Genomic DNA, 15,501 nt, shown 5'->3' with positions numbered 1-15,501 from the left:
GTGCCGCGAGGTTCGTGGTTCGACAGGCCCACCACGAACGGAGACGTGGCAATAGGAATTGTCCCGCCACATTCCCACCCCCGTTCGTCCTAAGGAGCGAGGACGCAGTCCGAGCGTCTCGAAGGACCGCCCAAACGAAAACGGGGCCGCGAATCGCGGCCCCGTTCGTATTCGGTAGAGCTTGAAGCTTACGGGCTGACCGGTTCCGGCGCCTCGTCGCTGTCGTCGCTGGCGAGCAGGATCACCATGCCAACCGCAAACGCTGCGAGTGCAGCGTAGAGGATGAACGGCTGGCCAGCCAGCTCTTCGCTGTCCGCCACCGGCGACGCAGCACGCGCCGGAGCAGCTTGGGCGGCAATGGGGGCGGCCATCAGGCCAGCCGCCGTCGCCGTAGCGAGAAGGGTCTTGGCAAACTTCATCGGTATCTCCCTGCAGGTCAAAGTACTAAGTTTCAATCAGGCCCAATACGCAAAGCAAAGTCAAATGCAAACGTTCCTTGTCGATATTCCGCGACCGGGAAATCGTTCGCGGGTGTGACATTTTCGCAGCATCCGCCGCATGTGTCTTACCAGGCGAACCCGGCTTCCACCGCTCGCCGTTCCGCCGCGCTGCTTTCGCGTCCCAGAACCGCGTTGCGGTGTGGGAAACGGCCGAATCGCGCGATCATCCGGTAGTGGCTCCGCGCGAAGGGCAGGCCGTAACGCGCGCCCAGCCCGGTGTAGTATGTCAGGCTAAGTCGTTGGTCGGCAATGTCTTCGCTGTGCATCAGCGGCATGGCCAGGAACTGGCGCTCGTGCGGCCGGAGACCCTTGTCCCAGCGGCGCGAGAGCGCGCCCCGCGCAATCGCGCGGGCGAGTCGATCACAGCCGAAGGCCTGGGCGGTGCCGCGGTGGATATTGCGGGGAACCTGGTCGAACAGCAGCACGGCTGCCCGGGCCGTCAGCGGGTCGGTCAGGAACTCGTGAGCCGGGCAGGGCGACAGCATCGCCAGGTCCGGACCGAATCGGCGGCGCAACTCCGCGTCGACCGGCGGCTGGGGCCGGAACCACTCGTCCGGCGTGAGCGCATGGAACCAGAAGTGCAGCAATTCCGCCGCCCAGCGGCGCTGGACGGCGGCCAAATCGTCAGCCTTGTTTGGTGTAAGGCACGAAGTGGTCCAGGAACACCACGCCCGTGAAGTAGCCGCCGTGGCGGTCGACGGTGCGCATCGCCTCCTGCACGCAGAGGCGGCTGGCGCTGAAGCGGTCCAGGACCAGCACGTCGTTCCGGCTCAGCATGCGTGGATCGGCCGGGCGCGCGACGTAGACGGTGTCGCCGGCGTCGTAGACCAGCCCGACCTCGTCGATCACCTGCAGCTTGTTGCCGCGCATGGCGGTGATGCAAGAGACCGGCTCCCCGGCCGTGCGGCCTTCGAGCATGCGGGCCAGGCGCGCCTCGCCCCGATCGGCGACAGTCGCAGCCGAAGCGGCGGTACCAGCCAGAGTCAGCGCGGCGCTGGCAAGAATTGCGGCAAGTTTCATCATGGCTCGTCTCCTACGCCGAATATTGCCGCAGGGACGGTGAACCGAAGCTGACTTGCGCGGGCAGTCAGGCTGGTTTCGGGCCGTCCACTGTCGGCAGGTCGCCGATGTCCGCCTCATGCAGGCTGCGCTCGCCCGGGCCGCCTTTCAGCACGAAGCGCCTGTCGCAGTACCCGCAATCGGCATAGCCCTTCTCGTCGATCGCAAGCCACACGCGCGGGTGGCCTAGCGCCGCCGGGCGATAGTTCTCGCCGCCGCGGATGTCGCCGGCGCCGTCGCACCAGACGCGCGGCGTATCGACGATGGTGGTTTCGGGCACGAAAGGGGATGAGGGGCTCATGCCTAAGCCGTTATCGCGGGCCGGCCGGTTGCGCAACACGGCAGCGCGGGCAGCGATAAGTCGCCTTCAGGCCCTCGCTCCCTTTACGGATGCCGCCGCCCGGCCTTACAGGGCCAGGCATGAGCGAAAACGGCGCCGCCATCTCCATCCGCAACGTGGTCAAGGAATATGCCGGGCAGGGCAATGCTCCGCCGAAGCTGGCCCTGAAGGGCGTCAGCCTCGATGTTCCGGAAGGCGGCATCTTCGGCCTGCTCGGTCCCAACGGCGCCGGCAAGTCGACCCTGATCAACATCATGGCCGGCTTGGTGATGAAGACCAGCGGCACGATCGAAATCTGGGGCCACGACATCGACCGCGACCACCGCAACGCCAAGCTTTCGATCGGCATCGTCCCGCAAGAGATCGTGTTCGATCCGTTCTTCACGCCGTTCGAGGTGCTCGAGAACCAGGGCGGCATGTACGGCGTGGTCAAGGCGCTGCGCCGGTCCGAGGAATTGCTCCGCGCCGTCCACCTGGCCGACAAGCGCGACGCTTATTCGCGCACCCTCTCCGGCGGCATGAAGCGGCGCCTGCTGATCGCCAAGGCGATGGTCCATTCGCCGCCGGTCCTGGTGCTCGACGAGCCGACCGCCGGCGTCGACGTCGAGCTGCGCCGCCAGCTTTGGGAGCTCGTCAGCGAGCTCAACTCCGAAGGGGTCACGGTGGTCTTGACCACCCACTATCTCGAGGAAGCCGAGGAGCTGTGCGACCGCATCGCGATCATCAACCACGGCGAATTGATCGCCAACAAGCCGACTCGCGAACTCGTCGGGATGATGGGCGAGAAGGTGGTCGAGGTCACCGTCGAGCGCGATGTCACGGCCGCGCCTGTGAGCGAAGCCTTCCTCAAGAGCGAGAAGACCGGCGAGCGCACGATCGCGATCACTTACGACAAGTCCAGGGTGACCGCCGGCCAGGTGCTCGCCCTGGTGCAGGCGCAAGGCTTCGTGATCCAGGACGTGACCACGCGGGAAGCGGACCTGGAGGACGTGTTCGTGCAGCTCACGACCGCCGGACGGGCGGCCTAGTCACTCCCGCCCCGCGGAGAGCGCTCCCGCAGCAGGTCCCCGAAGCGCAGCACGTGGACCCGGCGCTGCTGCGCGTCGGTCACTTCGATCCGGTGCCCCGGGTCGATCAGCCGCCCTGCCTTGATGTCGTCGCAGATCAGGTCCGCGGCGGCATTGCGGGCTTCCCTGACTGCCGCCTCGATCCCGGCAAGCTCCTGCCCTTCGGAGTCGTGCAGCATGATGTGATTGAAAACGTGGAAGTAGAAGCGCGGCATTGTCGATCAATGCGCAAACCGAGGAACTGTTGCGGCCGTTTCTTCCATTTTCGCCCAGCCTCTCCTCAGTTGGGCAGCAGCAGGTAGGCCGGATCGAACTCGGCCATGGCCGCAATGCGGTCCCAGTCGGCGATCGCAACCCGCTTGCCGGTGAAGACGACGCCTTCGGCCTTCAGCGCCTTGAGGGTCCGGTTGAGATGTACCGGCGTGAGCCCGGCGGCATCGGCGAGCTGCGACTGCGTGATCGGCAGCTGGAAGTCCGCCCTCGTGCCGAGCCCCGCTTTCTCCGTCCGCACGCCCATCTCGCAGAACAGGTGGGCCAGCCGCGGTATCGCCTGCTTGCGGCCAAGGTTGCCGACCCACTTGGCGAGGATCGATCCGTCCGCGGTCGTATCGCGCCAGAAGGCCAGCGCCAGGTTCGGATCGACCACGAGCTTCCGCAGCGCCTCGTGCGGGATCAGCAGAACGGTCGCGCGGGTCAGCGCCTCCAAGCCCCACCCGCTGGTCGGCACGGCGACGGAATGAAGATCGCACATGTCTCCTGGAAGGTAGAAGGCGACGATCTGGCGCCGCCCGTCGCGCATCGTGTCGAAGCGCGACATCAGCCCTGCCGCGACCAGGCAAGAATGGCCCGTCTTCTCGCCCGGCACGACCAGGTCGTCGCCCGGCAGCACCTCCTCCTGGCGCGTCGGCAGCGCGAGAATGGCCGCTTGCTCGTCCTCGGTGAGAGGCGAACGAAGAAGCAGCCGGTCGACGAACAACCGTAAAGCGTCTGGTGGCGGGGCGGCCATGGGATCTCCAATATCGGCGGAAGCGCTCCAGCCTTCCGTTCCTGCGTTCCAAATGATGGGCGCGGCGATTCGTGCCTGACGCGGGGTTCCGGGGCGGTGCGCGTTCTTCGGCGCGGCCGCTTGCCCGCTTGACCCCTTCACTGCATGACGCGCGTATGACAGCCCACACAACCGACGTTCTCGTGATCGGATCCGGAGCCGCCGGACTGACGGCCGCACTCTCGCTGGCCCAGAAGCACAAAGTCACCGTGCTCGCCAAAGGGCCGCTGACGAGCGGCTCGACCGCCTGGGCCCAAGGCGGCATCGCCGCCGTGCTCGACGAAGGGGATACGTTCGAGAACCACGTCCGCGACACGATGGTCGCCGGGGCGGGCCTCAACCGGCGCGAGACGGTGGAGTACGTGATCGAGCGGGCTCCGCGGGCGATCGCCCGGCTGGTCGAGCTCGGCGTGCCGTTCAACGCCGACGGCGCCGCCCTGCACCTCACGCGGGAAGGCGGGCATTCGCACCGCCGGATCGTTCACGTCGCCGACGCAACCGGCTGGGCGGTGCAGGCTGCCCTGCTGAAGGCGGCCGAGGACAACCCCAACATCACTCTGCTGCCGGACCGCAGCTGCATCGACCTGATCACCGGCCGGCATGAGGAGCGCTACTCCGGCTCCGGCCGGGTGTGGGGCGCCTACGCGCTCGATCCTGCCACCGGGAAAGTCGAAGCCTATCGCGCCAGGGCCACGATCATGGCTTCGGGCGGGGCGGGCCGCGTCTACCAGTTCTCCACCGCGCCGCGCGGCGCCACCGGAGACGGGATTGCGATGGCCTGGCGCGCGGGGGCGCGCGTCTCCAACATGGAGATGATGCAGTTCCACCCGACCTGCCTCTACAACCTGGAGGTCAAGAACTTCCTCATCACCGAGGCGGTTCGCGGGGAAGGCGGCCAGCTCAGGCACCCCGAGACCGGCCACCGCTTCATGCCGGACTATGACGAGCGCGCCGAACTCGCTCCGCGCGACATCGTCGCCCGTGCCATCGACGACCAGATCAAGCGCTTCGGCCTCGACTACGTCCACCTCGACATCAGCCACATGCCGGCGGAATTCGTCACCGAGCACTTCCCGACGATTCACGAAAAGCTGCTCGGCCTGGGTATCGACATGACGCGGGAGCCGATCCCGGTCGTCCCGGCGCAGCACTACACGTGCGGCGGCATCTGCATCGGCCTCGACGCGCGCACCGACCTGCCGGGCCTGTGGGCCGCCGGCGAGTGCACCGAAAGCGGGCTGCACGGCGCCAATCGCCTCGCTTCCAACTCGCTGCTCGAATGCTTCGTGTTCGGCGAAGCTGCGGCGCAGGACATCCTCGAATGCTGGGACCGCCTCGACGATCCGCCCGCGGTGCGCGACTGGGACGAAAGCCGCGTGACCGATTCGGACGAGGAAGTGGTCATCAAGCAGAACTGGACCGAGATCCGCCGCTTCATGTGGAACTACGTCGGCATCGTCCGCACCACCAAGCGTCTCGAACGCGCCGCCCACCGGATCGCCCTGCTCACCGAGGAGGTCGAGGATTACTACGGCCACTTCCGCGTCACCACCGACCTGATCGAGCTGCGCAACCTGCTGCAATGCGCCGAACTGATCGTGCAGAGCGCACTCAAGCGCCACGAAAGCCGCGGCCTGCACTTCATCCTCGACTATCCGGAAACGGCGCCGGAAGCGCGCGATACGGTGCTGGTGCCGTAACAGCGCAAGTTCGTCATGCTGAACTCGTTTCAGCACCCATTTCGCCTCCGGCGCGGACACCGCAGTCGGCGAGATGGACCCTGAAACGAGTTCAGGGTGACGAGGGATAAGGCGCGGCCTTCGTACTCGTGGGAGCGCATCCGCGTGGACCCGCCGCCGGTGACCAGTCGTGTGTGCACCGGCAGCCGAATCGCGACCCCGAACTCGGTTGCCTCAAGGCTCGCCCGGGGACAAAAATATTTCCGCAAATTCCATTTTGCCACTTGCGCTCGATGCGAGCCGAGTTCGGTCCACGCGTCGCGGTGTACGGTGTCGGCCATACACCCGCTCCAGAGACGAGCGCGGAACCTTTCTCACGGGTTAACCCCCTTGCGCTGCAATCCGGTCTGAATCACTATGTGTTGTGGTCAGGTTGCGGGGGCTACCCACAAGACCTAGATTTAGCATGTGGCGTGACGGGGGTACGCCGGGTGCGGGAATCGGGGCTTGGGCGCGGTCCGTGCGATCGGCTGGGGACAACAGCGGGATAAGTTTTTCCCGCTGATAGCAGGCGAATTGCTAGGGTGCTTGTTCGCCCCGCGATTCGAACGAATGCGGAACATCGCGCCTTCGCCGATCCAGGCGGGGCGCCGCCGGAAGCTGGATCGGGGGACACGAGATCATGGATTTTCGAAACGGGGATGAAGCGGCAATGGGCCTCGATCAGAGCGAAGACGCGGTGGCCGAAGGCGACATGAAGACGGCGCCGGCCACCCCCGGGGCGAAACAGAAAAGCGGACAGGCGATGACGATGGACAGGAAAGACGGCAGCGAAGGGCTGGTGGTCGAAACGGCCGCCGCCGGGGCGATGGCGGAAGCCGTGAAGGCGGCGATGCAGCCGGAAACGGATTCGAAAGCCGTCCACGCGCGCCGCTTCGTGATCGAGACCGATCCGTCGCGCGATGCGCTGCTGACCGAGTTCGGCAAGGACACCCTCACCGACCGCTATCTGCTGCCCGGCGAAAGCTACCAGGATCTCTTCGCCCGCGTCGCCGATGCCTATGCGGACGACCAGGCGCACGCCCAGCGGCTCTACGACTATATCTCCCGCCTGTGGTTCATGCCGGCGACTCCCGTGCTGTCGAACGGCGGCACCGGGCGCGGCCTGCCGATCTCCTGCTACCTCAACTCGGTCGACGACAGCCTGGAAGGCATCGTCGGCACCTGGAACGAGAACGTCTGGCTGGCCAGCCGCGGCGGCGGCATCGGCACTTACTGGGGCAACGTGCGCGGGATCGGGGAGCCGGTCGGCCTCAACGGCAAGACCAGCGGCATCATCCCGTTCGTGCGGGTGATGGACAGCCTCACGCTCGCCATCTCGCAGGGCTCGCTGCGGCGCGGCTCGGCCGCCTGCTACCTCGACGTGAGCCACCCGGAGATCGAGGAGTTCCTCGAGATCCGTAAGCCGTCGGGCGATTTCAACCGCAAGGCGCTCAACCTGCACCACGGCGTGCTGCTGTCCGACGCCTTCATGGAAGCGGTCCGCGCCGGCGAGCCGTGGGACCTCAAGAGCCCGAAGGACGGCTCGGTCCGCGCCACGGTCGACGCCCGCAGCCTGTTCCAGAAGCTGGTCGAAACCCGCCTCGCCACGGGCGAGCCCTACATCGTCTTCTCCGACACCGTGAACCGGATGATGCCGAAGCATCACCGCGATCTCGGCCTCAAGGTCTCGACCTCGAACTTGTGCTCGGAAATCACCCTGCCGACCGGCCGCGACCACCTCGGCAACGATCGCACGGCGGTCTGCTGCCTGTCCTCGCTCAACCTCGAGACCTGGGACCAATGGAACGGCGACAAGGCCTTCATCGAGGACGTGATGCGCTTCCTCGACAACGTGCTGCAGGACTACATCGACCGCGCGCCGGACGAGATGGCCCGCGCCAAGTACTCGGCCAGCCGCGAACGCTCGGTCGGCCTCGGCGTCATGGGTTTCCACTCGTTCCTGCAGATGAAGGGCATCGGCTTCGAAAGCCCGATGGCCAAAGTCTGGAACCTGAAGATGTTCAAGCACATCTCGGCCGCCGCCAACGAGGCCTCGATGGTCCTGGCGGAAGAGCGCGGCGCCTGCCCCGATGCCGAGGAGATGGGCGCGATGGAGCGCTTCAGCTGCAAGATGGCGATCGCCCCGACCGCCTCGATCAGCATCATCTGCGGCGGCACCAGCGCCTGCATCGAGCCGATCCCGGCGAACATCTACACCCACAAGACCCTGTCGGGCTCATTCGTGGTCAAGAACCCCTACCTCCAGAAGCTGCTCGCTTCGAAGAGCAAGGATTCGACCAACGTGTGGAACTCGATCCTGGAGAAGGGCGGCTCGGTCCAGCACCTCGACTTCCTCTCGCCGGAGGAAAAGGCGGTCTACAAGACCAGCTTCGAGATCGACCAGCGCTGGCTGCTCGAATTCGCCGCCGACCGCACGCCGTATATCGATCAGGCGCAGAGCCTGAACCTGTTCATCCCGGCCGACGTCGACAAGTGGGACCTGGCGATGCTCCACTTCCAGGCCTGGGAGAAAGGCATCAAGTCGCTCTACTACCTGCGGAGCAAGTCGGTTCAGCGCGCCGGTTTCGCCGGCGGCGTGGAGGCGGACAACACGCCGGAGGCGGCGAAGTACGAGCTGCCGACCACCGACTACGACGAGTGTCTCGCCTGCCAATAGGCCCAAAAATCCTCCCCCTCTGGGGGAGGTGGCAGCGCGCAGCGCTGACGGAGGGGGAGTGGCCTGGCTCTGTCGATCCAGCGCCTCCGCGCGGGGTTCCTCAGTCCCCCTCTTCCTCCTCGAACAGCACCGCGTTTTCGCCGGTTGCGCTGAGGCGCACCTGGTCGCCTTCGACGTCCGCGACCAGGCCAAGCGAAACGTAGTGGTGGTGGCCGGAGTGGCCGCCTTCCGCGCCCTCGATCTGCGCGCCCGAATCCGCCTTGGTCAGCTTGATCCGGCCGCCTTCGACTTTGTCGACCGTGCCGACGTGCACGCCGTCGGCGCCGATGACTTCCATGTGTTCCCGGATCGTGCTTGCGTCGGTCATGATGCTCTCCTGGTGCGAGTTGCTTCGCCCATCAACGCGCCCCGGCGCGAATGGATGCAGCGCCCGCCGATGTTTTCGGCTCCGGCGGTCCAGGGTGAGCGCAAGCAAGGGATTCTTAACCGTTTTCCGCGTACGTCACTGGGCATGGGCGTACCGACGATCAGGACGGGGAAGTACCACGGCAAGGCCGATCTCGGCCTTTCGCGCTATCTCGCATTGTACCTAGCGCAGGCGGGCTGGATCCTGCTCGGCGTGTACCTGCTGAACAACGCCTACTGGCCGTCAAGCTGCCAGCCGACCGGCGCGGTCGAGTTCGTCACCTGCTCGATCCGCCTGCCGGAAAGCCGCAACTGGGTCGAAGCGGCGCTGCTTACCTGGCTGTGGTCGACTCCGATCCTCGTGCTGCTGGATCTCTCGCGCCGCTATTCCGCTCTGGTAGCGCGGCGCACGCGATAGCAGCCTAGTTGCCGAACGGGACCGAGCTCTCGTCGGCCTCCACGTCTCCGCTGCCGTCCTCGCGCTTGGCGAAACCTTCTTCCTTCTCGCCTTCCGCGTTGTGCGCGGTGTCCTTGTCCTTGTCGGACACTTTGTCCTGCAACGCGCGGGCGCGCGCTTCGTCCTCGCGCGGGCCGGTGCGCGGCGGCTCGCCGGGGGCCTGGTGGTTGCTCAGCGTGACGTCTCGCGAATCGTCGGGTTCGTACTCGCCCATGGTCAGGCTCCTCTCTCGATGTCATCGTGGCGGTCGCCGTCGCCACGTTCGGTCCGCTCCGGCTGGACGATGCTGTCCCACTCGACGTGCGCGTCGGGCGCCGTGGGGGTGATGTCGCCTTCGCGGTCGGGGATGCTGTCGGCGGGATAGTCGATATCCTCTCGCGGCTGCCCGTCTGGGGAGAGGTCGAGATCGGCATAATCGTGATCCTGGGCCGACCGGTCCGCCACGGCTTCCTCCGGCGCAGCGCCGCGCTTGCGGCGCTCGATCTGAGCGCCCCGCTGCTGCTGCTCGGGCATGATCTTCCACATGGCTGGTGGTCTCCTTCCCCCGTTCAACCGCGCAGCGGCCCCGCAAGTTCCGCCGCTTGCGACGGACCGTTCCGCGCGTCGGCGGGTTTTCCCCAGACGAGACACCGGCCACCCTTCGCCCCGGCCGCCGCAGGGCATAGCGTCGCAGCCAGGGACAACGGGCGAGCGGGGCGCGATTCGGCTGGGGTCCACGCCAGGTCATTCGCCCGCGAAGCGCCGCAACCCGGCGCAAAACGATAGGAATTTTCCCCCGATCCGCTATATATCGGGGGTAACGCCGTACGGAGATACCAGATGTCGCTGCTCGAAGCCCGCAAGACCTACAAGCCGTTCGAATACCCCTGGGCTTACGAGTTCTGGAAGCGCCAGCAGCAGATCCACTGGATGCCGGAGGAGGTGCCGCTGGGGGAGGATTGCCGCGACTGGGCGCAGAAGCTCTCCGAGCACGAGCGCAACCTGCTCACGCAGATCTTCCGCTTCTTCACCCAGGCCGACATCGAGGTGCAGGATTGCTACCACGACAAATACGGCCGCGTGTTCAAGCCGACCGAGGTCAAGATGATGCTCGCAGCTTTCTCCAACATGGAGACGGTGCACATCGCCGCCTACAGCCACCTGCTCGACACCATCGGCATGCCGGAAAGCGAATACGGCATGTTCCTCGAGTACGAGGAGATGCGCGACAAGCATGATTACCTCGCCCAGTTCGGCGTCGACAGTGATGAGGATATCGCCCGCACCCTGGCGATGTTCGGCGGCTTCACCGAAGGCCTGCAGCTGTTCGCCAGCTTCGCCATGCTGATGAACTTCCCGCGCTTCAACAAGATGAAGGGCATGGGCCAGATCGTCAGCTGGAGCGTGCGCGACGAGAGTCTGCACTGCGAAGGCATCACCAAGCTGTTCCACGCCTTCTGCGCGGAACGGAACTGCCTGACCAAGTCGGTCAAGGAAGACATCATCGACATGTGCCAGAAGACGGTGCGGCTGGAGGATGCCTTCATCGATCTCGCGTTCGAGGCTGGCCCCGTGCCGGGCATGACCGCCAAGGAGATCAAGAAGTACATCCGCTACATCGCCGACTGGCGCCTCGGCCAGCTCGGCCTGCCGGCGATCTACATGGTCGAAGACCACCCCCTCCCCTGGCTCGCCCCGCTGCTCAACGGCGTCGAGCACGCCAACTTCTTCGAAACCCGCGCTACGGAATATTCCAAGGCCGCCACCCGCGGAAACTGGAACGACGTCTGGTCCAGCTTCGACTCCCGCCGCAACGCCAAGAAGAGCGAAGCCGCGAACCAGGCAGACGAGGGCGACGGGCCGGGGCTGTTCGGGGATGACGCGGGGGCGCAGGCGGCGGAGTAGGGCTGCGACAGTCTGAGGGCGAGCCGATGCCTACGATCCTTCGCATCGAGGGTTATCGGTTCTACTTCTACAGCCACGAACCATACGAGCCGCCCCATGTCCACGTCGATCGCGGCGAGGGAACGGCGAAAGTATGGCTCGAGGCGCTGTCGCTGGCGCGTTCGTCCGGCTTGAAGCCGAAGGAGATCGGGAGGATACTCGAGCTTGTCCGTGAGCATCGGGCAATGCTTCTGGAGGCTTGGCATGGGTATTTTGGCGGCAGCCGCTGACGAGCGCGTAGCCGACGTCCGTTTCGACGAGGACCGCCTGATCGTCGACCTGATGGACGGCCGCACCATCGCCGTGCCGCTCGCCTGGTATCCCCGCTTGTTCGAAGCGACTCCGGCGCAGCGTGCGCATTGGGAGAAGATCGGTGCCGGCTACGGCATACATTGGCCCGACATCGATGAGGACCTCAGCACCGAAGGCCTCCTGCGCGGGGCACCTGCTCCCAGAGTGAAAGCCGCCTAACGGCTGCTACCCCACACCTAGCGCTGCCCACCCCCAGCCCCTCCCCCCAAAAGCGGGAGGGGAGTAGATGCGTCCAGGTCGGATCGATCTGCGGCTGATCACGGGGCTCGCCGCGCAGCGGCGGATTGACCCACACGAAGTCACGAAGGCCGCCGGCACACCCCTTCGTGTCTTCGTGCCTTCGTGTGAGAAACTTAGGATTGCGACCTGTCCCTTTGCGCCTTCGCGCCTTTGCGTGCCCAAAATGGCCTCACACACGGCCCCGCCCGCCACCATTTCGCCCCACGCCCGTTCTGTGCCATGATCCCGCCACCCAACGGAGCGCCAGTCATGCGAATTCTTGCGTCCGCCTTAGCCCTGGTCCTCGCGGCAGCGCCGGCTGCGGCGTTCGCCTGCAGCCCGGCGCCGGGCTATTCCTTGCCGACTAACCTCGAGCTGGCGCGGACGGCTGATCTGGTGCTGCTGGGGGAAGTCGTCGGCGGCACGGCGGGAGCGGCGCTGGAGCCGCAGGCGGCGAAGATCGAGGTTCGGCCGCTCGCCGCGCTCAAGGGGCTGATGCCGACCGGCAACTTGGTCATGCCCGGCATGTACCTCGCCGGGCCGGGGGACGATGCGGGGGGCGCGAGCGATCCCCTGGCGTTCGGCGAGGCGCATCCATCGGCCTATTCCGGCGCCTGCATCCGCCGCATTTTCCCGCCCGGCGCGCGGGTACTGTTCTTCCTTGAGCGGGTGGACGGCGAATGGGCACCCGCCGGCGGCCCGTTCAGCCGCTGGGCGGAGAACGTGGAGAGCGAGACAGCGCCGTGGGTCCAGCTCGCCAGTTTCTACATCGAAGCGGCGCGCCTGCCTGAGGCAGAGCGCGTCGCAGCGCTGCAAGAGCAGCGCGAGGCCCTCTCGGTCCACCAGGACATGCCCGAAGCCGCCGCCATGGCGGCAGACATCGAGCGATCGCTGGCCGGCCCGGCGGCGCCGCTGAAGGGCGCTCCGCCACCCGTGGAGCAGCCCGCGATTACTTTGCCCGAAGCGGAACCGGCTCCGGAGCCCGAGCAGGCGCCCGAACCATCCGACGCGGAAGCCGACGGTCTCGACGAAGTCCAGCAAGGTATCGACAGCTTCGGCGACTGAGCTTCACGAGCGGAACATGGACCGCACAGGCCCGTTGATCGCAGGCAGCAACCACCACCGGGAGGACACAAGACAGATGCGCAGCCAGGACGAAGTCGCCGCCATGCAATGCCCGGTCTGCCGGGTCCCCTTGGCGATGAGCGATCGGCAGGGGATCGAGATCGACTATTGCCCGCAATGCCGGGGCGTGTGGCTCGACCGCGGCGAGCTCGACAAGATAGTCGAGCGCAGCGCCGCGCAAGTGCCGGCCCCTGCCCAGCAGCAGGCTCCGTCCGCCCAGCCGCAGCCTTCCGCGCCGCTCCACCAGGCCGGCGGCGGGCAGCAGAGCCCGTGGGATACCCGCAGCTACGACCATGGCGGCTACGGCCACGGCGGCGGGCAGGGCTATGGCAGCAAGCCGCACTACAAGAAGCGCAAGAGCTGGCTCGAGGAGATCTTCGACTGAGGCTGGCAGGAACGAGAGGCAGGCGATGAAGCGCAACAACGATCCGCGCAAACCCGGCGACGTGGACCGCCTCGACGGCGATGCGTCCGATCCCGAGAACCGCACCTGGCCGGCGGGCGAGCCGGAGCCATCCGAACGGCGGACGATGGGCGGCGGCATGGACCAGCAGCCCGGCCGCCGGATGGCGCAGGAAACCGGCGAGGACGTGACCGGCGCGGGCAGCCGGCGGCCGACCGAGAGGGAGGAAGACGATGGCGAACCCTGAGGCGAACTCCGGCGGGCGCTGGCTGCTGATCCTCGGCGCGCTGGCGATCCTGCTTCTGCTTCTTTGGCAGTTCGGGATGTTCGGCACGGGCCAGGAACAGGCCGAACCGACTTACGAAGCCGGCGTGACCGACGCCGGCGGCGGCGATCTGATCGTCGGCGATTCGGATGCCGAAGGCGTGCCGGTCGACGTTCCGGACACGCCGATGACCAATGTGCCTCTCGGCGAGGAAAGCCCTGGCCCATCGCCGACGCCGGAATGATATCGGCCGCCAGCTTGAGATGAAGAGAGGGCGGCAGTCGCCTGCCGCCCTCCCGCGACCCGGCCGTTGGGCTCGGGCTTATTCGTTCGTATCGCTCTCGGCAGCCTCCAATCCGGTCCGCCGTTCAGATTGGAGAGGACCGCCCATCGCGCGAAAGGCTCCCCGCTATGCGACGAACCGCGCCATGGCTTCGGCGGCCGGAGCGTTCGGCGGCGATTCACCAGCGGCCGCTAGCCCTAGGCAGCGCCCGGCCGAGGCGCTACAGCGCGCGCCGCAAGTGGAGGAGACCGGCGCGTGAGCCTGGACAAGGACAAGCAGATGCTCGCCAAGGCGGAAACGCTGATCGAGGCGCTGCCCTATTTCCAGCGCTATGCCGGGTGCAGCTTCGTGGTGAAATACGGCGGCCACGCGATGGGCGATCCGGAAGCGGCGCGCGACTTCGCCGAGGATATCGTGCTGCTGAAGGCGGTCGGCATCAACCCGGTCGTGGTCCACGGCGGCGGCCCGCAGATCGGCGCCATGCTCAAGAAGCTCGGCGTCGAGACGACATTCATCGACGGGTTGCGGGTGACCGACAAGGCGACGGCGGAGATCGCCGAGATGGTCCTCTGCGGCGCGATCAACAAGGAACTGGTCGGCTGGATCGCCGGCAGCGGCGGCAAGGCGATCGGCATTTCCGGCAAGGACGGCGGCCTCGTCACCGCGCGCAAGGTAAGCCGCACGACCCGGGATCCGGACAGCGATATTGAGCGCGAGATCGACCTCGGCTTCGTCGGCGAGCCGGCGCGGATCGACACGACGATCCTCGAGACCGCCAGCAAGGCCGGGATGATCCCGGTCGTCGCCCCGATCGCCGCGGGCGACGACGGCCACACCTACAACATCAATGCCGACACCATGGCCGGGGCGATCGCCGCGGCGCTGGGCGCGGCGCGGCTGTTCCTGCTGACCGACGTGACCGGCGTGCTCGACAAGCAGGGCAACTTGCTGACCGACCTGACCCCGGCCGACATTGCCAGGCTCAAGGCTGACGGGACGATCGCCGGCGGCATGATCCCCAAGCTGGAAACCTGCGTGCAGGCGGTCGAGGCAGGCTGCGAAGCGGCGGTGGTGCTCGACGGCCGCGTTGGCCACGCGATGCTGCTGGAGTTCTTCACCAGCCGCGGCGCCGGCACGCTGATTAAGATGGCGGACGCGTGATGCGCAGGTTCCCGCTGGCCATGCTGGCGGCGCTTGCCGCCTGCGGCTCGCCGGAACAGCCGCCCGCGTCGGAGGAGGCGCAGGTCGAGGCACCGGCCGTGGCGCCCGAGCTTACCCCGGTTCCTCAGCCGGCGCAGGACCTGGCGGTGCTCGACAGCCGCGACTGTCGGACGGTAGCGCAGGCTTACATCGACGCCATCGCTCGGCGCGATTTCGCTTTCGCCGCCCGCGTCTGGAGCGATCCGGTGATCGACGATGCGCGGCTGGCGGCGCTGTTCGAGGGCTATGAGCGGCCGGCCATCGCGATCGCGGACCTCGCCATCGAAGGCGCCGCAGGCTCCTCCTATTGCACGGTGACCGGGGCTCTGACCGATGCGGCCGATCCGGCGGGGCCGCCGCGCCAGGGTGTCCTCACGCTGCGCCGTGCCAACGGCGTGCCCGGCGCCACGCCCGAGCAACTGCGCTGGACGATCCAGTCGAGCACGTTCGTCGAAAAGATGGAGCGTTCCGGCAGGGGCGAGCCAGCTTGATGCACCACC

22 protein-coding genes are annotated in these 15,501 nt (G+C 66.8%); 13 read left to right on the top strand and 9 right to left on the bottom strand.

Going from position 1 to position 15,501, the window contains the following annotated elements:
- Positions 1–188 precede the first annotated feature (188 nt).
- From GRI75_RS11545 to GRI75_RS11530, 4 genes are all read right to left on the bottom strand, one after another.
- The gene (locus tag GRI75_RS11545) at positions 189–419 is read right to left on the bottom strand and encodes a hypothetical protein (RefSeq protein ID WP_160747130.1); all 231 of its coding nucleotides are present in this window, start codon (positions 417–419) and stop codon (positions 189–191) included.
- A 146-nt stretch (positions 420–565) separates the two neighbouring features.
- The gene (locus tag GRI75_RS11540) at positions 566–1,120 is read right to left on the bottom strand and encodes a DUF924 family protein (RefSeq protein WP_160747129.1); all 555 of its coding nucleotides are present in this window, start codon (positions 1,118–1,120) and stop codon (positions 566–568) included.
- Between the two features lie 4 nt (positions 1,121–1,124).
- Entirely contained in the window at positions 1,125–1,523 is a 399-nt protein-coding gene (locus tag GRI75_RS11535) for a hypothetical protein (protein ID WP_160747128.1), read from the bottom strand.
- Between the two features lie 64 nt (positions 1,524–1,587).
- Positions 1,588–1,860 (bottom strand): zinc-finger domain-containing protein, encoded by a 273-nt coding sequence (locus GRI75_RS11530; protein WP_160747127.1) that lies wholly within the window; start codon positions 1,858–1,860, stop codon positions 1,588–1,590.
- A gap of 119 nt (positions 1,861–1,979) precedes the next feature.
- Here GRI75_RS11530 and GRI75_RS11525 point away from each other — a divergent pair, with 119 nt between their 5' ends.
- Positions 1,980–2,927 (top strand): ABC transporter ATP-binding protein, encoded by a 948-nt coding sequence (locus GRI75_RS11525; RefSeq protein WP_160747126.1) that lies wholly within the window; start codon positions 1,980–1,982, stop codon positions 2,925–2,927.
- Here the strand turns inward: GRI75_RS11525 and GRI75_RS11520 are convergent.
- Together GRI75_RS11520 and GRI75_RS11515 are read right to left on the bottom strand one after the other, a co-directional pair.
- Positions 2,924–3,181 carry a DUF6894 family protein gene (locus tag GRI75_RS11520; RefSeq protein ID WP_160747125.1) on the bottom strand — a complete coding sequence of 86 codons (258 nt, stop codon included), beginning with the start codon at positions 3,179–3,181 and terminating at the stop codon, positions 2,924–2,926. The genes GRI75_RS11525 and GRI75_RS11520 overlap by 4 nt on opposite strands.
- 65 nt (positions 3,182–3,246) lie before the next feature.
- Positions 3,247–3,972: a Crp/Fnr family transcriptional regulator gene (locus tag GRI75_RS11515; protein ID WP_160747124.1), complete on the bottom strand. Its 726-nt coding sequence runs from the start codon at positions 3,970–3,972 to the stop codon at positions 3,247–3,249.
- A 155-nt stretch (positions 3,973–4,127) separates the two neighbouring features.
- On the opposite strand from GRI75_RS11515, the gene nadB reads away from it, so the two are divergent.
- Together nadB and GRI75_RS11505 are read left to right on the top strand one after the other, a co-directional pair.
- A complete protein-coding gene (nadB, locus tag GRI75_RS11510) occupies positions 4,128–5,711 on the top strand; it encodes an L-aspartate oxidase (protein ID WP_160747123.1) in 1,584 nt (527 codons plus the stop codon).
- Between the two features lie 661 nt (positions 5,712–6,372).
- Positions 6,373–8,409 carry a ribonucleoside-diphosphate reductase subunit alpha gene (locus tag GRI75_RS11505; protein ID WP_160747122.1) on the top strand — a complete coding sequence of 679 codons (2,037 nt, stop codon included), beginning with the start codon at positions 6,373–6,375 and terminating at the stop codon, positions 8,407–8,409.
- 100 nt (positions 8,410–8,509) lie between these two features.
- Here the strand turns inward: GRI75_RS11505 and GRI75_RS11500 are convergent, their stop codons facing one another.
- Complete coding sequence (locus tag GRI75_RS11500; RefSeq protein WP_160747121.1) at positions 8,510–8,776, bottom strand: DUF2171 domain-containing protein; 267 nt, start codon at positions 8,774–8,776, stop codon at positions 8,510–8,512.
- A gap of 144 nt (positions 8,777–8,920) precedes the next feature.
- On the opposite strand from GRI75_RS11500, the gene GRI75_RS11495 reads away from it, so the two are divergent.
- On the top strand, positions 8,921–9,232 hold the full coding sequence (locus GRI75_RS11495) for a hypothetical protein (RefSeq protein WP_160747120.1): 312 nt from the start codon (positions 8,921–8,923) through the stop codon (positions 9,230–9,232).
- 4 nt (positions 9,233–9,236) lie between these two features.
- Here the strand turns inward: GRI75_RS11495 and GRI75_RS11490 are convergent, their stop codons facing one another.
- Both GRI75_RS11490 and GRI75_RS11485 read right to left on the bottom strand, forming a co-directional pair.
- Positions 9,237–9,485, bottom strand: coding sequence for a hypothetical protein (locus GRI75_RS11490; protein WP_160747119.1), 249 nt, complete (start codon positions 9,483–9,485; stop codon positions 9,237–9,239).
- Positions 9,486–9,487: 2 nt separating this feature from the next.
- Positions 9,488–9,796, bottom strand: a complete 309-nt coding sequence (locus tag GRI75_RS11485; protein ID WP_160747118.1) for a hypothetical protein — start codon at positions 9,794–9,796, stop codon at positions 9,488–9,490.
- Positions 9,797–10,090: 294 nt separating this feature from the next.
- Here GRI75_RS11485 and GRI75_RS11480 point away from each other — a divergent pair, with 294 nt between their 5' ends.
- The 9 genes from GRI75_RS11480 to GRI75_RS11445 all read left to right on the top strand — a co-directional run bounded on the left by GRI75_RS11480 (position 10,091) and on the right by GRI75_RS11445 (position 15,492).
- Complete coding sequence (locus tag GRI75_RS11480; protein WP_160747117.1) at positions 10,091–11,155, top strand: ribonucleotide-diphosphate reductase subunit beta; 1,065 nt, start codon at positions 10,091–10,093, stop codon at positions 11,153–11,155.
- Positions 11,156–11,181: 26 nt separating this feature from the next.
- Positions 11,182–11,424, top strand: coding sequence for a DUF4160 domain-containing protein (locus tag GRI75_RS11475; RefSeq protein WP_160747116.1), 243 nt, complete (start codon positions 11,182–11,184; stop codon positions 11,422–11,424).
- On the top strand, positions 11,399–11,665 hold the full coding sequence (locus GRI75_RS11470; RefSeq protein ID WP_160747115.1) for a DUF2442 domain-containing protein: 267 nt from the start codon (positions 11,399–11,401) through the stop codon (positions 11,663–11,665). The genes GRI75_RS11475 and GRI75_RS11470 overlap by 26 nt, the downstream gene beginning before the upstream one ends.
- A 330-nt stretch (positions 11,666–11,995) precedes the next feature.
- A complete protein-coding gene (locus GRI75_RS11465) occupies positions 11,996–12,790 on the top strand; it encodes a hypothetical protein (RefSeq protein WP_160747114.1) in 795 nt (264 codons plus the stop codon).
- Between the two features lie 76 nt (positions 12,791–12,866).
- Positions 12,867–13,235, top strand: coding sequence for a TFIIB-type zinc ribbon-containing protein (locus tag GRI75_RS11460; RefSeq protein ID WP_160747159.1), 369 nt, complete (start codon positions 12,867–12,869; stop codon positions 13,233–13,235).
- Positions 13,236–13,260: 25 nt separating this feature from the next.
- Complete coding sequence (locus tag GRI75_RS11455; protein WP_160747113.1) at positions 13,261–13,500, top strand: hypothetical protein; 240 nt, start codon at positions 13,261–13,263, stop codon at positions 13,498–13,500.
- A complete protein-coding gene (locus tag GRI75_RS14460; protein ID WP_202389719.1) occupies positions 13,487–13,762 on the top strand; it encodes a hypothetical protein in 276 nt (91 codons plus the stop codon). The genes GRI75_RS11455 and GRI75_RS14460 overlap by 14 nt, the downstream gene beginning before the upstream one ends.
- Before the next feature lie 318 nt (positions 13,763–14,080).
- Positions 14,081–14,962, top strand: coding sequence for an acetylglutamate kinase (argB, locus tag GRI75_RS11450; RefSeq protein ID WP_160747158.1), 882 nt, complete (start codon positions 14,081–14,083; stop codon positions 14,960–14,962).
- A complete protein-coding gene (locus GRI75_RS11445; RefSeq protein ID WP_160747112.1) occupies positions 14,962–15,492 on the top strand; it encodes a hypothetical protein in 531 nt (176 codons plus the stop codon). The genes argB and GRI75_RS11445 overlap by 1 nt, the downstream gene beginning before the upstream one ends.
- The last annotated feature ends 9 nt before the right edge of the window (positions 15,493–15,501 follow it).

It is taken from the genome of Croceibacterium soli, from assembly GCF_009828065.1.
In the GTDB taxonomy this organism is placed as follows: Bacteria; Pseudomonadota; Alphaproteobacteria; order Sphingomonadales; family Sphingomonadaceae; genus Croceibacterium_B; species Croceibacterium_B soli.
This window is presented reverse-complemented; position numbering and strand designations above follow the sequence as displayed.

What these genes read in the sequence shown, in the direction of transcription:
- GRI75_RS11520 (WP_160747125.1), bottom strand. Translation starts at nt 3,181, where the DNA reads ATGCCGCGCTTCTACTTCCACGTTTTCAATCACATCATGCTGCACGAC.
- GRI75_RS11505 (WP_160747122.1), top strand. Translation starts at nt 6,373, where the DNA reads ATGGATTTTCGAAACGGGGATGAAGCGGCAATGGGCCTCGATCAGAGC.
- GRI75_RS11525 (WP_160747126.1), top strand. Translation starts at nt 1,980, where the DNA reads ATGAGCGAAAACGGCGCCGCCATCTCCATCCGCAACGTGGTCAAGGAA.
- GRI75_RS11530 (WP_160747127.1), bottom strand. Translation starts at nt 1,860, where the DNA reads ATGAGCCCCTCATCCCCTTTCGTGCCCGAAACCACCATCGTCGATACG.
- GRI75_RS14460 (WP_202389719.1), top strand. Translation starts at nt 13,487, where the DNA reads ATGGCGAACCCTGAGGCGAACTCCGGCGGGCGCTGGCTGCTGATCCTC.
- GRI75_RS11470 (WP_160747115.1), top strand. Translation starts at nt 11,399, where the DNA reads ATGGGTATTTTGGCGGCAGCCGCTGACGAGCGCGTAGCCGACGTCCGT.
- nadB (WP_160747123.1), top strand. Translation starts at nt 4,128, where the DNA reads ATGACAGCCCACACAACCGACGTTCTCGTGATCGGATCCGGAGCCGCC.
- GRI75_RS11490 (WP_160747119.1), bottom strand. Translation starts at nt 9,485, where the DNA reads ATGGGCGAGTACGAACCCGACGATTCGCGAGACGTCACGCTGAGCAAC.
- GRI75_RS11495 (WP_160747120.1), top strand. Translation starts at nt 8,921, where the DNA reads ATGGGCGTACCGACGATCAGGACGGGGAAGTACCACGGCAAGGCCGAT.
- GRI75_RS11475 (WP_160747116.1), top strand. Translation starts at nt 11,182, where the DNA reads ATGCCTACGATCCTTCGCATCGAGGGTTATCGGTTCTACTTCTACAGC.
- GRI75_RS11500 (WP_160747121.1), bottom strand. Translation starts at nt 8,776, where the DNA reads ATGACCGACGCAAGCACGATCCGGGAACACATGGAAGTCATCGGCGCC.
- GRI75_RS11465 (WP_160747114.1), top strand. Translation starts at nt 11,996, where the DNA reads ATGCGAATTCTTGCGTCCGCCTTAGCCCTGGTCCTCGCGGCAGCGCCG.
- GRI75_RS11485 (WP_160747118.1), bottom strand. Translation starts at nt 9,796, where the DNA reads ATGTGGAAGATCATGCCCGAGCAGCAGCAGCGGGGCGCTCAGATCGAG.
- GRI75_RS11455 (WP_160747113.1), top strand. Translation starts at nt 13,261, where the DNA reads ATGAAGCGCAACAACGATCCGCGCAAACCCGGCGACGTGGACCGCCTC.
- GRI75_RS11460 (WP_160747159.1), top strand. Translation starts at nt 12,867, where the DNA reads ATGCGCAGCCAGGACGAAGTCGCCGCCATGCAATGCCCGGTCTGCCGG.
- GRI75_RS11480 (WP_160747117.1), top strand. Translation starts at nt 10,091, where the DNA reads ATGTCGCTGCTCGAAGCCCGCAAGACCTACAAGCCGTTCGAATACCCC.
- argB (WP_160747158.1), top strand. Translation starts at nt 14,081, where the DNA reads ATGCTCGCCAAGGCGGAAACGCTGATCGAGGCGCTGCCCTATTTCCAG.
- GRI75_RS11535 (WP_160747128.1), bottom strand. Translation starts at nt 1,523, where the DNA reads ATGATGAAACTTGCCGCAATTCTTGCCAGCGCCGCGCTGACTCTGGCT.
- GRI75_RS11445 (WP_160747112.1), top strand. Translation starts at nt 14,962, where the DNA reads ATGCGCAGGTTCCCGCTGGCCATGCTGGCGGCGCTTGCCGCCTGCGGC.
- GRI75_RS11515 (WP_160747124.1), bottom strand. Translation starts at nt 3,972, where the DNA reads ATGGCCGCCCCGCCACCAGACGCTTTACGGTTGTTCGTCGACCGGCTG.
- GRI75_RS11545 (WP_160747130.1), bottom strand. Translation starts at nt 419, where the DNA reads ATGAAGTTTGCCAAGACCCTTCTCGCTACGGCGACGGCGGCTGGCCTG.